Source organism: Streptomyces sp. NPDC051677 (assembly GCF_044453465.1).
In the GTDB taxonomy this organism is placed as follows: domain Bacteria; phylum Actinomycetota; class Actinomycetes; order Streptomycetales; family Streptomycetaceae; genus Streptomyces.
In genome coordinates this window covers 112,332-127,089 of record NZ_JBITCT010000028.1, presented here as the reverse complement: position 1 = coordinate 127,089, position 14,758 = coordinate 112,332, and the positions used below count along the sequence as shown (strand labels likewise).

The window sequence follows — 14,758 nt, the reverse complement described above, 5'->3', positions numbered from 1 at the left end:
CGCTACGGTGGCGAGAAGAGCCAGGGAGGCGAGCGGAACGACCGAAGTCGCCAGACTGGCCAGCCGTCTCGGGCGTCTGCCCTGCTTCCGCACAGGTCTGCCTAACACACGTATCCCTCTCTCAATGGGATGGCTGTTGTAGGCGCACTCCTGGGAGGGACACGTCAGGCCCGCACATGGGGCCTCACGTGGTGTTGGCGCTCCCCCGTGGACACGCCGGACACTCCCGGACGAGCGGACTGGTCAGGTCCTTCCGGGAGCGGACGCCACCATAGACACGTTGCTGATCCACTGGGCAAGGGCTTTGCCATGCAGGGCAGTTACACCTGGTAACCGTGGTTCACGTGAGGGAATTGGGAGGATGTCGAGTGGAGCTTGTGAGGACCGCCTTATCGACCTCATTACCGAACCAACAGCCTTCCACACCCTCCGTCATTGTGAGATCAACGTCACAGTCGGAGTGAAGCCTCGGAGAGCGGGATGCCAGGATGTCCGGGTGGTCAGCGCTGAAGAGTGGATTCGAATCCGTCGCGGCCTGCGGTTCGGGCAAAGGTTCCGAGGGACGGTGACGGCAGTCCCGAGGCCGGGTGCGATCGGGATCTTCGTCGACATCGGTCTTCCGGTCGGAGGGTTCGTCGATGTTCTGCTCCTGCCGACGATCGCAGAACGCTGGCCAGACCAAGGAACCGAGGCCGAATTCGAGGTCTGGTGGGCCGATCAGCGACAGCAAGTGCGACTCAAGCCAGTTGACCCGCAGTTCCTGCGTGACGACTTCGCCCACTGGCAGGCGGACTGGCGGCCCGGCTGGCCAGAAGACGTGCCGGTGGACAAGGCATGGGTCGATGCGGCGGCGACGTATCGACGGGGAACTGGCGTGATCGAGGAGACACTGCGCTCAGCAGGCTGGCGGCCGGGACGGCACGTCTCGACGGACCACTGGCGCAAGACGCTCGAGAAAACCGGCCTGGTCCGCATGCACGATGCCGCTGAAGCCTTCTTGGCGGAGTTCGGTGGCCTGGACGTCCAGATCAGCGGACCCGGGATCACCTGCGCCAAGACCCCCTTCAACTTCGACCCGGACAACCTGATCGGCGAGGAAGACTGCTTCGCCGATTGGAGTCACACCATCGGGCGCGCCATCTTCCCCCTCGGCGAACTCGATGAGGGCAGATTCTTCCTCGGCATCGACGAGAGCAGCGAGATCTACCTGGTCGAGACATGGCTGGCTACGTTCGGCTCTGCCCAGGACGCGCTGGAGAAGCTCATCCTGGGCATCGCCCCGGAGCGGATCAAGACTGCCGACTGAACAGCCCTAGCCGGACCGGGCTCCCGTCCGGCGATGCTTCCCGGCAGGCCACACGATTGCTAAAGATCAGCCGATCGACACACTGCTAACGCGACGCGGAATCCGCAGTTTCAGCAGGACCTCCTGCTAACGGAGCGGCCGAACCTACAGCGGCTCGGCCGAATCGGCTTTCGCCTGTCGGCAGGGCTAGGAAACGGTTCACCAGCACGGCCAGGAGCAGGCCGACGGTGTCGATTCTGCACCCCCGGCCGACTATGTCCTTGGCCGCGTCGATGGCTTGGCCGACGGCGGGAACGTTGGTGGAGGTTTTGATGCTCTGTGTTCTTTAAGCCTCTGCGGGCTTCCCCCAATTCAGACCGCGCGATCCACCACCTGAGCTTCCAGCCATGCCTCCACCTCCGGCCAGCGGTAGCGCAAATAGCGGCCGACCTTGTGGGCTCGTGGACCTTGGCGTCGGTGATTCCATACGTAGACCGTGTTCAGCGGCACGCCGAGGAAGTCGGCCAGTTCCTCAGCGCTCATCAGCGGGCGACGGTCCCCCGCGCCACTGGCGGCTTCTGCCGCACGGGCAGTGGTTCGACGCATGGGTACTCCAGAACTGCTCGGAAACGGGCAGGAAAGAACCACGCGAGCGGTTGCCCACTGTGGGTCGCGCACAGAACAGTGACATGAGATTCCGGCCGCGCCAAATAAAAGAACTTGCGGTGAAATTCCTGAGACTCTGCAGAACTCCCGAAAGACAGCAGCGAACCCTCGGTGAGGGTTCGTCGAACCCTCACCGATATCTCAGCGAGGATTCAGCTAGGGCGAGACTCTTCCCCACCACTCTGGATCCCTATGTCGCAATGACCCGGAAAATGCGTTTGACATTTCCGTTTCCCTGGATCAACATTCCATCCACTCAAGCCGAGATGAACGGTGACGCGATTCCACCGTCGATTACGACCCTGATACGAGAGAACCCCAGCAACACCATCAAGGCCGCCCAACAATCAGGAGTTAGGTCCATGCCGTACGACCGTTGGCACAAGTCACGCCCGAAATCCGGAGAGTCGGCCTGCAGGGAACACGGCAAGGTTCCGACGATGGATCACGGGGTCGGGAAGCGGTGGCAGGCCCGGTGGCGTAACCGGGAAGGTATCCAGCAGACGGAGTTGTTCCGCACCGAGGTGGAAGCCCGCAGGCACGAGACCAAGATGCGGTCCGAAGTGGACGACGGGTCATACATCAACCCTCGCGCCGGAGAGGTCAGGGTCGGTGAACTCGCCCTCACGTGGCTCAAGGGGCACGAGCACAAGAATCCGCGCACATACCGACGCCACAGGGAGCGGGTTCAACTACACATCGTCCCTACCGCAGTTGGGAAGATGCGCGTAAAGGACGTGAACGCGTCGTCGTTGCTGGACTGGCTGCACGACCGTCGTCGGCTGCTCGAAAGCTCCACGCTGCGCCTGGTCTTCGACAATCTTCGGGCTGTCTTCGACCTGGCCGTGGACGACAGCCTGATACTTAAAAATCCATGCCTCGCCAAATCGGTGCAGGACGCCAAGCCGAAGCGAGGAGATGGCGGTCGGGCAGAGCTGACCCTGACGTGGGAGGACACCGAGAAGATTCGCGCCGAACTTCCCGACCGCTACAAGGCGCTCGTCGACTGCGGTCGCGGTCTGGGCCTTCGTCAAGGAGAAATATTCGGCCTGTCACCAGAAGACATCGACTGGGCACACCCGGACGGCCCGATGGTGCACGTGCAACGGCAAGTAGTCCACGACGGCTCGTTCCTGGCGTACGCCCTTCCCAAGGGCGGAGACCACGAGGACCTGAAGGACCGGTGGGTCGAACTGACCGACGACGTGGCCATCCCCCTGCGCGAGCACATGGAGAAGTTCCCGCCCGTCGAGGTGACCCGACCGTGGGGTAGCAAGGACGGCGACCCGGTCACAGTGCGGCTGATTTTCTACACTCGGGAGAAGACCGCCATTCAGTCGAATTGGTTCAACTCCTACCGCTGGAAGCCTGCTCTGGCGGCGGCCGGCCTCATCAAGCCCCTTGACCCCAACGCGAAGGGACGGCGCTGGGAGAAGTCCCGCGACATGATGATGCACGCCCTCCGACACCTGTACGCGTCGATGATGATCAACGGTGGGGTAGACGTGTACACACTCGCGGATCGGCTGGGACACGCCGATCCTGCGTTTACTCTCCGTAAGTACGTGCACCGGATCGTGGGAGCCGGTTCCAAGATCCGCATCGCGGTCCGAAGCGCCTACACGAGGGCAGCGTGACTCCTGCACTGTTCGGCTTGTGCAACGACCGTGCAAGATGATCTTTGAACGCTTCGTTTACGCAGGTCAGATGATTCGTATAGGAGTTCCGGGACATCTGAAGGCCCTCAGAAAAGACGCCGTCATACCCCTTCTGAGCTGCGTAAACGCAAGGCAAGAGGGGGGTGGCGGCGCCTCTGGGACTTTTCTGGGACTCTTGGCCGCGACCGAAGAACCCTGTTCAGAGCAGGTTCTCGGCTCATCGTCCTTCGTGCAGACGCCCAGAGCGTCAAAGCCGAGAGTCCGTCCAGCTCAGGGCTGAGCAGACTGCGGCAACCAGCTCATCCCGGGACCCGCCCCGGTCGCTCCGGACGCCAGCTCGCACATCATGACCCTCGCGGTGTCTCCGGCCGCCATAGTGGACCCATGCCCTCCAGCCCACAGCACCCTGCGCCCACCACCCCGAGGGACGTCTCGGGCGCGGACGCCGAGGACCTCGCGCTGTACCGGGAGAAGTTCCGCCGCCGTCTGCCGGAGTCGCTGGACGAGCTGCACGGGCCGACCCAAGGGGTCGTGGAGCTGCCACTGCACATGGCCTGGTCCGGGATGACCTCATACGACCTGGGCAAGCCGCGCCAGCGTATGGGTCTGTACCGCACCGTCCTGCACGAGGGCCTGCACGACGACCTGCCCCGCTACCTCAACCAGGACCTGCTCCTCGACCTGTGGCCGGTGCTGCGCACCCTCGTCGGTCGTACCGTGCGGACCGTGTGGGAAGAAGCCTTCCCCCAGCTCGCCTCCCGCACCCGGGCAGCCGCGTGACGGACATGCCGGAGCTGCACACGCGGCTCCTGGCGGACGTGATCGCGCTCGGCTCCCCGTACCCCCTGGTCCTCACCGGTGGATATGCCGTGCGGGCGCACCGTCTCGTGAACCGCCCCAGCCAGGACCTCGACGTCGCCACCGAGAACCCGGCGCCGATGGCCGGCATCGCCGCCACACTCAGCGCCGGCCTGGAAGCCCGCGGCTGGGAGGTGCACGCGCTGGAGACCGCCCCGCTGTCCGCCCGCTTCACTGTGACCGACCCAGCCACGGGCCAGGAATGCGAAGTGGACATCCTCAAGTCAGGTGCGCCGTGCGCCCCCTGCCCGGTTCGCCCGGCGGGCCGCCAGCACCCCGAGGTCGGCGCGCATGTGCGGCGGTACGACGAACTTCGGGGCGTTGAACAGGACCACGCTCGCCTCGCACAGCAGGCAGAGCAGCACGGTGACCAGCGCCACGGCGAAGAGGACGGTCAGCGGGCCGGTGATGTCGACGTCCCAGAGGCCCAGGAAGAGAAGGACGGTGACCCCCCACAGGGAGAGGGCGGTGAGGGCGAGGGACCGTATCTCTCCTCGTTTGACCTCCTTGCCGAACGGCATGAAGGAGAAGGTCGCCATGAAGGGCTCGACCAGGTCGGCGTCGCGCCACAACTGGGTGACCTTCCAGGTCATGAACGCGGAGCCGGCCACGAAGAGGAGTCCGATGACGTACTGCATTGCGCGATCCTTCCATGTGTCGCTGGTGCTCGGCTCCCCGGCTGGGAGGGAGCCGCCGGGCGGGCTCCGAGGTACGTCCTCGTCCTGCGGAGCCCGTCCGACGCCTGCTCACTGAGGTCCAGCGGTCAGCTGAACCAGCCCTTCACGCTCTTCCAGCCCTTCGACATGGCGTTGTTGATCGGGCCCGACGCCAGGATGCCGGTGACGGCTCCCGCGCCGGCCCCGATGGCTCCGCCGATGACCGTGCCCACGCCGGGCGCGATGGCGGTGCCGATCGCCGCCCCGAGTGTGGCGCCCACCTTGGTCGTACCGAGGACCACGGCCGTGTCGACCGCTGTCTCGGCCGCCGTGAGGGGGATGTCACCGCCGGTGGACTGGTAGTTGGAATAGGCGGTGAACGCGACGCCGCCCACCAGCAGTCCCTTGCTGGCGACGCCCATCCACTTGCTGCTCCCGATGGCCGCCACGCGGGTGAGACCGGGATTGTCCCGCATCGCCTGCAGGATCTGGGAGGACTGCCTGGTGGAGCGCATCGCGGCCTTGGCGTCGGTGGTCAGACTGCCCGCCTGGGTGAAGGCCGACTGGACGTAGGAGCCCGAGGTCATGACTCCGTTGCCGGCGTTGCAGACGTAGTTCTGCACCTTGGACGCGATCCCGCAGTTGGCCGAGAAGGACAGGAGCGGAACCGGGTCGGGGCCCATGAGCAGCGGCGGCTGGGAGGGCGGCCCGTACACCGGGCCGCTGCAGGCCGCCATCGGAGGCGCCCCGCAGCTGGGCGGGCCGTAGACCCCGCCGCCGCCCGTGCCGCCGCCGCCCCCGTTGCCGCCACCGCCACCGCCACCGCCGCCACCGCCACCGCCACCGCCGCCACCGCCGTTGCCCGGGTATTCCGGGCACTGCGGATTGATCACGCTGGGGCAGGGCGCCGGCTGGTTCCCGCCGGTGCTGATGGGGATGCCGTTACGGCAGGGGATACTGCCGTCCCGGCATTCGGGGACGCCTTCGCCGGTCGGGTCGGCGAACGTCGCGGGATTGTTGTTGGAGTAGGCGTATCCGTTGAGGGACTGGCCCTGATCGGTGCTGAGTTTCGGGTCGACGCTGATGAACTGGCCGATGGCGGGGTCGTACTCCCGGGCATCGACATGGGTGAGGCCCGTTTTGGCGTCGTTGGTCTTGCCCAGGAACCCCTTGTCGTCCGGCCAGGCGCCGCCGGTGGTCGCGCCGCGGTCCTCGCCGAACGGTGTCATCCGGCGCTTGGTGACCGTCTGGGCGCTGTCCGCGGAGACCGCGAGGCTCTGGGTCCCCTGATGGTCTCCGGCGAGATAGCTGAGCTTGTCGGTCCCGGACTCGTTGCTGCGGATCGCGATGGTCAGGCTGCCCGAGGAGTAGGTGCGCTGGGCCCAGGTCGTGCCGTTCGCCCTCAGGTGGAGTTCGGTGTTGCCCGTGTACAGGACGCGTTCGCCGCCTTCCGCGCTGCGGATCAGGAGCTTGCCGTCGGCGTCGTAGACGTAGTCGGTCTTCTTGCCGTTCTCGGTGAGCTGGGAGAGCCGCCCCTCAGGGGACCAGAGAAGGTCCTGCTTGGCCGTCGGGCCGGGCCGGGAGGTGGTGTTGCCCGAGGCGTCGTAGCCGTACGCGGCGTCGGGTGCGGTGCAGTTCGCCGTCTTGCTGGTGCCGGACAGGACGTGCGGCCTTCCCTCCTTGTAGCAGTACGTCTTCGTGGTGTCGGCGGTCGCCTTGTGCTGGATCTCGGCGGTGCGCTGCCCGCCCTGGCTGTACTGGTAGTCGGTCCAGTAGGGGGCGGGGCCGGAGAGGCTCGATGCGCTGGGCGCGTCGGAGCACTTCTGCGAGGAGGGCGTCCAGGCGCTCTTCAGCCGTCGGTTGCCGTCGTAGCTGAGGCACTGCGTCTCGGCCGCGGTCGTGCCCCCGAGGGTGGTCGGGTCGGAGATCGCCGTGATGTTGCCGGCCTGGTCGAAGGTGTAGTTGAGGTCCATCAGCATGTACGGGTGGGTCTGGTCCGTGACATGCGTGTCGGTGAGGCGGTCGGTGCCCTCCTCGAAGGTGTTGGTGACATAGACCTTCTTGGCGGCTTCGGTGTTCTGCGTGCCCATCGTGTACTGCTGGGCGAGACCGACGGCCGAGTAGTCGGCGGCCAGCAGATAGCCCGTGCTGCCGGTGATCGAGGTGACCTGGCCGAGGGGGGTGTAGCCGTAGTCGATGCTCTCGGCCGCCAGCCCGCCCAGCCCGGGCTCCTGGTTGTTGCCGAGCGTGCCGTCGAGGCGGTACGCGCTGGAGAACGAGATCGTGGCCGGCGCGCCGGCGGCGACGAGCGGATCGCCGGCGGGCAGCGTGAGGGTGGTGGCCGTCGGACGGTCGAGGGTGTCGTAGCCGGTGACCGTCTTGGTGTACGCCTTTCCGGCCCGGCCGCCCACGAAGCGGGTGTTGGAGGTCGGCTGCCCCTTGAGCACGGTGTCGTAGGTGTACTCGGTGAGCTGGTGGGCGTCGTCCTGGACGCCGTCCCAGGTGCCGGTCGTCCGTCCGATCTCGTCATACGCGGTCAGGACGGTCTTGCCTCGCGAGTCCGTGCTTTTGACGACGCGGTCGAGGTCGTCGTAGCCCATCGTGGACGTGCCCTTGTCGGGGTCGCTGACGCTGGTCTGCCGGCCGAGCAGGTCGAACCCGTAGGTCCACTGGGCTCCGTCGGGTCCGGTGATGCCGCTCTGCTTGTCGTCCAGCGTGTACTGGTACTTGGTGGCGCTGTAGACGGCGCCGACGCCGTCGCCGAACTGGCTGTCGGCCGGGTCCGGGCCCGCGTACTCGCGCTTCTCCACGTCCCGTCCCCGGGCGTCGGTGAGGGTTCGGGTCGCGGTGCCGCCCTGCTGAGCGGTGACCGCGGTCGAATCACCGGTGTAGGAGGTGGTGGTGGTCCACCTGTGCACGCCGTAGACGAGGAGTTCGCTGGAGATGGCGCGCTCGGCGCCGTCGTAGACCGTCTCGGTCTGTTTGGGCACCTCGCCGTACTCGGCCCTGGTGTAGGTCGAGTTCGGCGCGGAGGCGGGGTCGAAGATCTGCTCGTACTTCTCGTAGGCCAGGCCCCGGGTGTCGTAGCGGGTGTCGGTGAGGACCCGTCCGCCCTTGGGGCTGGGTGACTGTTCCTGGAGGGGGCGCAGCAGTGAGTCGTAGAGGGTGTAGGTGGTGTTGTACGTCTCGCCGTCCGCCTTGAGCGATGCGGAGGACGCCCAGGACTGCTTGGCAGCGCTGAGGTCGTAGCCGAACTTCTGTGTCGGGCTGTAGCCGGCGGCCCGGTTGCGGTTGGGCCGCCATACGTCGGTCAGCCGGCCGAGGGCGTCGTAGGCGAGCTCGGTCTTCTTCAGATTCGCGTCGTAGATCCGCAGGTCGAGGCCGCGGCGCGGGTCTATGAAGGACGTGGTGGCCTGCGTCTTGGGATTGGTGACGACTTTCTTGGTCAGCGGGCCGGCAGCGGTCGGCGTGTAGGCGGTGGTGGTGGTCTTCTCCAGGGCGTCCGTCACGGAGGTGACGCGGCCGAGGGTGTCGTAGCCGGTGCTCTCGGTCTTCTGCCAGGTCGGGACGGTGGAGCTGTAGCTCTTGGCCCTGCCCTTCCAGGTCTTCAGGCGTCCGGCACCACCGAGACGGCGTTCTTGGAGACCCGCACCGGCATCAGGGCGACCTTGTCACCCTGGCCCGGTTCGAGGCCGGAGCCCGAGGGGGCCGCCTCCGCGGGGTCGGCCGGCGCGGGGGTCTGCGCGGGGGCCGTGAGCCGTTGGGTCGCGCGGTGCCGGGCGGCGACGGCGCGGCCCGCCGAGTTCCACATCTGCGCCGTGGGCGCGCGGAACACGGTCTGGCCGGCCTCGTCCACGGCGGCCAGTGCGCCGGACGGGGTCCTGCGGACCGTCAGCCCAGTGCTGTGCATGACAAAGTTGAGTTGCTTCAGCGCCTTGTTCGCCGCCGCCTTGGGGGTCTTGACGACCAGGACGTGCTGGAAGCCCTCGACGGTGGCGGTCACCTTGAGGTCCACGTCCGGGAGCACATCGGCGTACAGCGCGCTCGACCCGTTGAGCTGGGGTCGGGGGAGTTTCCCGGGCCAGTCGAGGGAGAGCGACCTGCCGTGCTCGCTGATCGAGACGAGCGGGTCGCTGCTGCCGCCGCCGGAGAAGTTCATGCCCACCGCGGCGGCCTTCGGGCCCACGGATCCGTCCGCGCGCCGCACCAGGGTCGCGTCGGGCTGCTGCCAGCCTCCGCCCGGCTTCTCCACCCGTACCGGAATCGCGGATTCCTCCAGGGTCGAGGTGTATCCGTCGGGGTTGGCGAAGACGGTCGTGCGCTCCGTTCGCTCGCCGACCACCTCCACCCGACGGCCGGACTCCTTCGCCTCGGCCAGGGCCCGCTGCCCCGCGGAGAGGCCGGCGGCCGGTTCCGCCGCGGCCGCCGGCGCGGTCATGGAGGGCAGTGCGGTCAGTGCCGCCGTCGCCGTGGCGACGACGGCAGCCAGCAGACCCCGTCCCGATGTCGTAGCCGTACGTCTGACGCGATGTCTCTGTCTCAACTTCCCCCACCCCAACGTCACTTATTGGCCACTGCCAGCGCACTATCTATATGGGGTGTGAAAGTTTCCGCACTAGTTACTTCACTATTTCGCCAACTCTTGACTCAGGTGCAACAAACGTTCCAAATGAAGCCGCTGCCTCCGCTTGCGCACACACATCGGACGGCCCCTGCGCCGGATCAGTATCCGATGGCCTCGCGGAGAAGCAGCACGGTGCCGCGCCCCGGGTGGGGTTCCGCGTTGAGGACGAGCAGGCGGTTGACCGCGCTGGGCTTGCCGTAGACCGCCTGGGCGCGGACGTTCTCCAGCGGGAGGGCGTGCTCCTCCACGCGGCGCAGCGCTGTGCTCAGGTCGGGCACCACCTTCTGCGCGCCGACGATCCAGACCGCGTGGGCGGCGCCGCCCGCGTTGGCGGGGAGTTGGCTGCCGCTGCCCGAGGCGAGGACGAGCGAGCCGGTCTCGGTGACCGCGGCGACGCTGTTGACGACGTAGTCGGGGCCGGCGAGCAGCCTGCGGATCTCGTCGGCGCCGGTGGCACGGTCGATGGCCAGAACGCGCGGCCTGATGGCGTCGTACCGGCCGCCGGCGTTGATGTCCTCGTCGATGCCGGACAGCCGGAGGGTCTCGCTGGCTCCGGTGAGCACGCTGGCGCCCTCGGGAACCAGGTCCTTGACACGGACGCGCGCGGCCGCCGCGTCGTCGAGGATCTCGGCGGCGAAACCGCCGGCACGCAGCGCGGCGGCCGCCCGCTCCAGTTGTTCGGCCGAGGCCGGGTCGGCGAAGGACGCGGCCGGGGCCGGGGCGGCCGGGGCGTCTGCCCGGGTGGCGTCCGCCGGGGCGGCGCCGGAGCCCTGCGCCGCGTGGGGCGCCGTGCCCGCCAGCGGGGAGGTGTCGAGGTACCTGACCTCGTACACCCGCTCGGCGAACTTCCAGCCCTCCACGGTGCGCTGGTAACGGTCGTGGTAGACGGCGTAGTTCAGACCCTGGCGTCCGTCGAGGGTGCGCGCGAGTTCCTGGATGTAGGCGCGGCCGGTCGCGGTGTCGCCGTCCAGCAGGATCGTGCCGGGGTGGGTGTTCTGCACGAAGAAGTCCCACAGGCTCTGCAGCCGTTCGCCCCCGGCGATGATTTCCTCCCGGCCGACCTGCTCGACCGGGATGTTGGGCATGCGCAGGGCGCCGTCCGGTGTGAACAGCGACGCCAGGCGGGGTCGGTCGCGCATCATCACCGCGTCCGTGAACTCGCCGCGCAGTGCCTCGATCTCGACGCGGTCCGCGATGGCCTGGAAGTCGTTCATCGAAGTCCCCTCTCCCTCTCGTTGTCGTCCTCACCGGTACGACGACGCAGCCCTTCGGAATGTGAGGCGGCGGGGAGGGTTGCCATTCGGACGAGGTCCGTCGGATCTTGCCTCGTTGCGTCAGGGCTTACCGACGAGGCGGAGTTCCGTGAGGAGGCAAGGCCGGCTCCAGGCAGTGAAGTGGGAAGGCGCAGCGCGCGACGGAACGAGGTCGCTGCCAGGCCGTGGCGTTCGGATCATCGCGAAAGACACGGACTGAGGCTCGACGCCGGCGGGGCTACCGGGGTCGCAGGGCGTGGAGATCCGGCAGATGGCGTTCGCCGACGTGAGGCAGGGTGGTCTTCCGCCCTTGGCTGTCGCACAGACGTACGCGCTGCCTCGGTGGGGACGAGTCCGTCTCCACGACGATGTCCGGGATGTCGGGCCAGGCCCACTTCCGCACCCGCACCACCCCGACCACGGCGATCCCGCTCGCCCGTACCACCGTGCGGGCGCGCCACAGGGACAGGGCCCACACGCCGTCGACGATGGTCAGAACTCCTATCAGGATCGCCGCGACCCAGCCCGGCAGGTCGTTGATGACCACCTCGAGCACCCCGCACGCCAGCATCAGCGCGATGAGCGCGAGCACCTTCAGCCGCGCGCGTCTGTCGGCACGGTACTCCCGCAAGATCACACCCGTCACACCCGTCACACCCGTCACACCGTCACACCCGTCACACCCATTCCCCGCCCTCCGGGTTGCCTACTTGGCGGCCCAGTAGCCCAAGTTGTTCCGATTCCCCTCCGCCGCCCGGCGCGGCGCGTCCGGCGATCCCAGCAGACCGTACGGCAGATACCCGGACCGGACACCGAGTTCCCACCCATGGACCTGGACGGCGAGGCAGGCCAGGGCGAGGGCGCCGAGGGGGAGGAGGGACCGGGGCGCGGGATCACCGGCATCGGCCTCGACGCTCTCCCGGTACGCGACCAGCCGGGCGACGAGGGCGTCCTCGAAGGCGTGCCGGTCGTCGTCGAGGAGTACGCGGAGCAGCCGCTGGTCCGCGCTCAGCGCGTCGCCGACCTCGTCGAGCCGCCGGGCGGCCTCCGCGCGCTCCCCGGCGTCGGGCTTGCGCAGCGCAACCGTCGGCCAGTCTCGGGGCAGATGCCCGGCCGCCTCGGTGAGATAGGGGCACAGGGCGTCCATGGCGGCGAGGTCGGCGGGGTCGGAGACGGAGGTGTACCGGTTGTAGGGCACGCCGTCATGGATGGCGGGCGCGTAGTCGCCGCGCAGCAGCAGCCCGGTGACCCGCTCCCAATCCCACACATGCCCGCTGACGACACACATCTCGAACATGTCGAGCCAGGTCCGCGCAGTGGGCGCCTCCTTGACTACGTCTCGGAAGGTGATGGGCCCGTCCCCGAACTCGTCGTCGTCCGGGTCCGTGCTGATCCGTTCCCCGACGAGGGGGAACCGGAGTTCCTGGTCCCCGTCGGGGAAGCACATGATGCTCAGCACTCCGTGCACACACTCCGCGGCGGTGACGGCGACCGTGCCGGCCGCGGCGTCGAGCCCCGGCTCCGTCACCGTTCGCGCGGCGACGTGGTCGAGCAGTTCGTCCGCCATGGCCCGGATCAGCGTCGGCGAGATGCTGCCGTACCGAAGCGAGTGCCACCGCGTGTAGGCCCGCCCGTCGATGTCGTCGAGCGCCTCGGCCAACCGCTGCTCGCCTACCTGATGGCATGTCACATCCCGCACGCGCCCCGTCCCTTCATGAACTCGACGACTGGACGAAGCACGTTATCAACGGGCACTGACAGCACTGGAGCGTTTCTTTCGGATCACCTCGCCGACCAGATGAAGACGGCGGCGATGTGGAGTCCGGCGAGGTAGACGGCGGCGGTCTTGTCGTATCGAGTCCTCCCAGCGCAGGGTGGTCGATCAGTCGGCCGGGCGGGCCGCCGCGTCGAGGAGGGGGGCGAGTTCCCGGGCCACGGTCGTCAGGGCTCGGACGTCGCGTTCGGCGCGGGCCATCAGGATCGCCCCCTCCAGGGCGCTGATCATGAGGGTGGCGAGCGCACCGGCCCGCTCCTCGGGCACGCCCATGTCCGCCAGGGCCTGGGCCACCGGCTCGGTCCAGGTGGCGAACGCGGCCGCTGCGGCCTCCCGGGTGGAGACGGTGGACTCGGCGCAGTCCACCGTCGCGGCGGCCACCGGACAGCCTCCCGCGAACCCGACGGCCTCGTACTCGTCGGTCCACTGCCGCACCATCTCGGCGAACAGTGTGCTGGGCGTCGGCTCGGGCAGCGCGGCGAGAAAACGCGCGACCCGATTGCCCGCGTACCGGCCCGCCCAGCCCACCGCCTCGTTGACCAGCTGTTCCTTGCCGCCGGGAAAGTAGTGCTGGAGCGAACCGCGCGGCGCCTCGGCGTGAACGGCCACCTCGCGCATGCCGGTGGAGGCGACTCCGTCGCGCCGGATGAGCTGGGCCGCGCTGAAGACCATCCGCTCCCGCGGGCCTCGTTCGGTCACCGTCATTGTCGACCTCCGCCACCGCGTCACGAGTGCTCCGCCCCTCACCCTATGACCGCCGTCATAGGGGCGACTACTATGACCGCTGTCATAGTCGGTCGGTGGTGAGTGCGGCGAGGGCGACGAGGGCGACGGTTCGGCCTCGGGCATGAGCCAGGCAGGGCGGTGCATCGTGAACGCAGATTCCGTTGGTTCCGTCGATCCCCACAGCTCCGTCGATCCCCTCAGCTCCGTCGATCCCCTCAGCTCCGTCGATCCCCTCAGCTCCGTCGATCCCCACAGCTCCGTCGATCCCCACAGCTCCGTCGATCCCCTCAGCTCCGTCGATCTCCTCAGCTCCGTCGATCTCCTCGGTTCCCTCGATTCCCTCGGCTTCGTCGGCCTCGGGGTCATGGGGCAGCCCATGGCGCTCAACCTCGCCCGCGCCGGGGCGCGCCTCGTCGTGTGGAACCGCACCCCCGGCCGGTGCGAGCCCCTGCGCGCGGTCGGAGCCGAGGTCGCAAAGAGCCCGGCCGAGGTCTTCGACCGGGCCCAGGCCGTGCTGCTGATGCTGGCCGACGAGAACGCCGTCGACGCGGTGCTGGGGCGCGGCGCCCCCGACTTCGCGGCGCGCGTCGCCGGACACACCGTCGTCCACATGGGCACGACCTCGGCCGAGTACTCGGGCAGCCTCCAGGACGACATCCGGGCGGCGGGCGGGAGATACGTCGAGGCTCCGGTGTCCGGTTCACGCGTCCCGGCCGAACGGGGCGAGCTGGTGGGGATGCTGGCGGGCGACGACGATGCCGTGGCGGCCGTACGGCCCCTGCTCGCTCCCGTCTGCCGCGAGACGTTCGGCTGCGGTCCGGTCCCGGGCGCGCTGCTGATGAAGTTCTCGGTGAACCTGTTCCTGATCACGCTGGTCACCGGGCTGACCGAGGCGTTCCACTTCGCCGACCGGCACGGGCTCGACCGGCGCCTGCTCCGGGACGTCCTGGACGCGGGCCCGATGGCCAGCGCCGTCTCCCGGGGGAAGGCGCTCAAGCTGCTGGACCGCGACTTCACCGTCCAGGCGGCCGCCGCGGACGTCCTGAAGAACAACCGCCTGATCGCGGAGGCCGCCCGCAAGGCCGACCTGGCCTCCCCGCTCCTCGACGTCTGCCACGCCCTCTACGGCGAGACCGTCGAACGAGGCCACGGCGGCGAGGACATGGTGGCCGTCCTGCACGCGCTGGAGGCCCGGACCGACGGCACGCCCCCGACCGACGGCACTCGCCGGCCCGTCCGGCCGGAGGAACGGCCATGA

General features: G+C 68.3%; 12 protein-coding genes and 2 pseudogenes. 5 read left to right on the top strand and 9 right to left on the bottom strand.

Annotated features, from left to right (window positions below):
- Nucleotides 1–496 precede the first annotated feature (496 nt).
- Nucleotides 497–1,306 carry an SUKH-3 domain-containing protein gene (locus ACIBAF_RS29470; RefSeq protein WP_399467040.1) on the top strand — a complete coding sequence of 270 codons (810 nt, stop codon included), beginning with the start codon at nucleotides 497–499 and terminating at the stop codon, nucleotides 1,304–1,306.
- A 199-nt stretch (nucleotides 1,307–1,505) separates the two neighbouring features.
- Here ACIBAF_RS29470 and ACIBAF_RS29465 read toward each other — a convergent pair.
- Together ACIBAF_RS29465 and ACIBAF_RS29460 are read right to left on the bottom strand one after the other, a co-directional pair.
- Nucleotides 1,506–1,628: pseudogene (locus tag ACIBAF_RS29465) on the bottom strand (IS5/IS1182 family transposase); the annotation flags it as partial.
- A gap of 29 nt (nucleotides 1,629–1,657) precedes the next feature.
- Entirely contained in the window at nucleotides 1,658–1,891 is a 234-nt protein-coding gene (locus ACIBAF_RS29460; protein WP_399467038.1) for a helix-turn-helix transcriptional regulator, read from the bottom strand.
- A 422-nt stretch (nucleotides 1,892–2,313) separates the two neighbouring features.
- Between ACIBAF_RS29460 and ACIBAF_RS29455 the strand changes: the two genes are divergently transcribed.
- From ACIBAF_RS29455 to ACIBAF_RS29445, 3 genes and pseudogenes are all read left to right on the top strand, one after another.
- Nucleotides 2,314–3,588, top strand: coding sequence for a tyrosine-type recombinase/integrase (locus ACIBAF_RS29455; RefSeq protein ID WP_399467036.1), 1,275 nt, complete (start codon nucleotides 2,314–2,316; stop codon nucleotides 3,586–3,588).
- Between the two features lie 405 nt (nucleotides 3,589–3,993).
- Complete coding sequence (locus ACIBAF_RS29450; protein WP_399467034.1) at nucleotides 3,994–4,389, top strand: hypothetical protein; 396 nt, start codon at nucleotides 3,994–3,996, stop codon at nucleotides 4,387–4,389.
- A 5-nt stretch (nucleotides 4,390–4,394) separates the two neighbouring features.
- Nucleotides 4,395–4,694: pseudogene (locus tag ACIBAF_RS29445) on the top strand (nucleotidyl transferase AbiEii/AbiGii toxin family protein); the annotation flags it as partial.
- On the opposite strand, the gene ACIBAF_RS29440 reads toward ACIBAF_RS29445, so the two are convergent.
- From ACIBAF_RS29440 to ACIBAF_RS29410, 7 genes are all read right to left on the bottom strand, one after another.
- Nucleotides 4,692–5,105: a hypothetical protein gene (locus ACIBAF_RS29440; protein WP_399467063.1), complete on the bottom strand. Its 414-nt coding sequence runs from the start codon at nucleotides 5,103–5,105 to the stop codon at nucleotides 4,692–4,694. The pseudogene ACIBAF_RS29445 and the gene ACIBAF_RS29440 overlap by 3 nt on opposite strands.
- A gap of 125 nt (nucleotides 5,106–5,230) precedes the next feature.
- Complete coding sequence (locus ACIBAF_RS29435; RefSeq protein ID WP_399467032.1) at nucleotides 5,231–8,632, bottom strand: RHS repeat domain-containing protein; 3,402 nt, start codon at nucleotides 8,630–8,632, stop codon at nucleotides 5,231–5,233.
- Nucleotides 8,633–8,730: 98 nt separating this feature from the next.
- Nucleotides 8,731–9,666: a hypothetical protein gene (locus tag ACIBAF_RS29430; RefSeq protein ID WP_399467030.1), complete on the bottom strand. Its 936-nt coding sequence runs from the start codon at nucleotides 9,664–9,666 to the stop codon at nucleotides 8,731–8,733.
- Between the two features lie 179 nt (nucleotides 9,667–9,845).
- Nucleotides 9,846–10,961 carry an LUD domain-containing protein gene (locus ACIBAF_RS29425; RefSeq protein WP_399467028.1) on the bottom strand — a complete coding sequence of 372 codons (1,116 nt, stop codon included), beginning with the start codon at nucleotides 10,959–10,961 and terminating at the stop codon, nucleotides 9,846–9,848.
- 277 nt (nucleotides 10,962–11,238) lie between these two features.
- Nucleotides 11,239–11,646 (bottom strand): PH domain-containing protein, encoded by a 408-nt coding sequence (locus ACIBAF_RS29420; RefSeq protein ID WP_399467026.1) that lies wholly within the window; start codon nucleotides 11,644–11,646, stop codon nucleotides 11,239–11,241.
- Nucleotides 11,647–11,706: 60 nt separating this feature from the next.
- Nucleotides 11,707–12,699 (bottom strand): immunity 49 family protein, encoded by a 993-nt coding sequence (locus tag ACIBAF_RS29415; protein ID WP_399467024.1) that lies wholly within the window; start codon nucleotides 12,697–12,699, stop codon nucleotides 11,707–11,709.
- Nucleotides 12,700–12,882: 183 nt separating this feature from the next.
- Nucleotides 12,883–13,479, bottom strand: a complete 597-nt coding sequence (locus ACIBAF_RS29410; RefSeq protein ID WP_399467022.1) for a TetR/AcrR family transcriptional regulator — start codon at nucleotides 13,477–13,479, stop codon at nucleotides 12,883–12,885.
- 385 nt (nucleotides 13,480–13,864) lie between these two features.
- On the opposite strand from ACIBAF_RS29410, the gene ACIBAF_RS29405 reads away from it, so the two are divergent.
- Nucleotides 13,865–14,758: an NAD(P)-dependent oxidoreductase gene (locus tag ACIBAF_RS29405; protein WP_399467061.1), complete on the top strand. Its 894-nt coding sequence runs from the start codon at nucleotides 13,865–13,867 to the stop codon at nucleotides 14,756–14,758.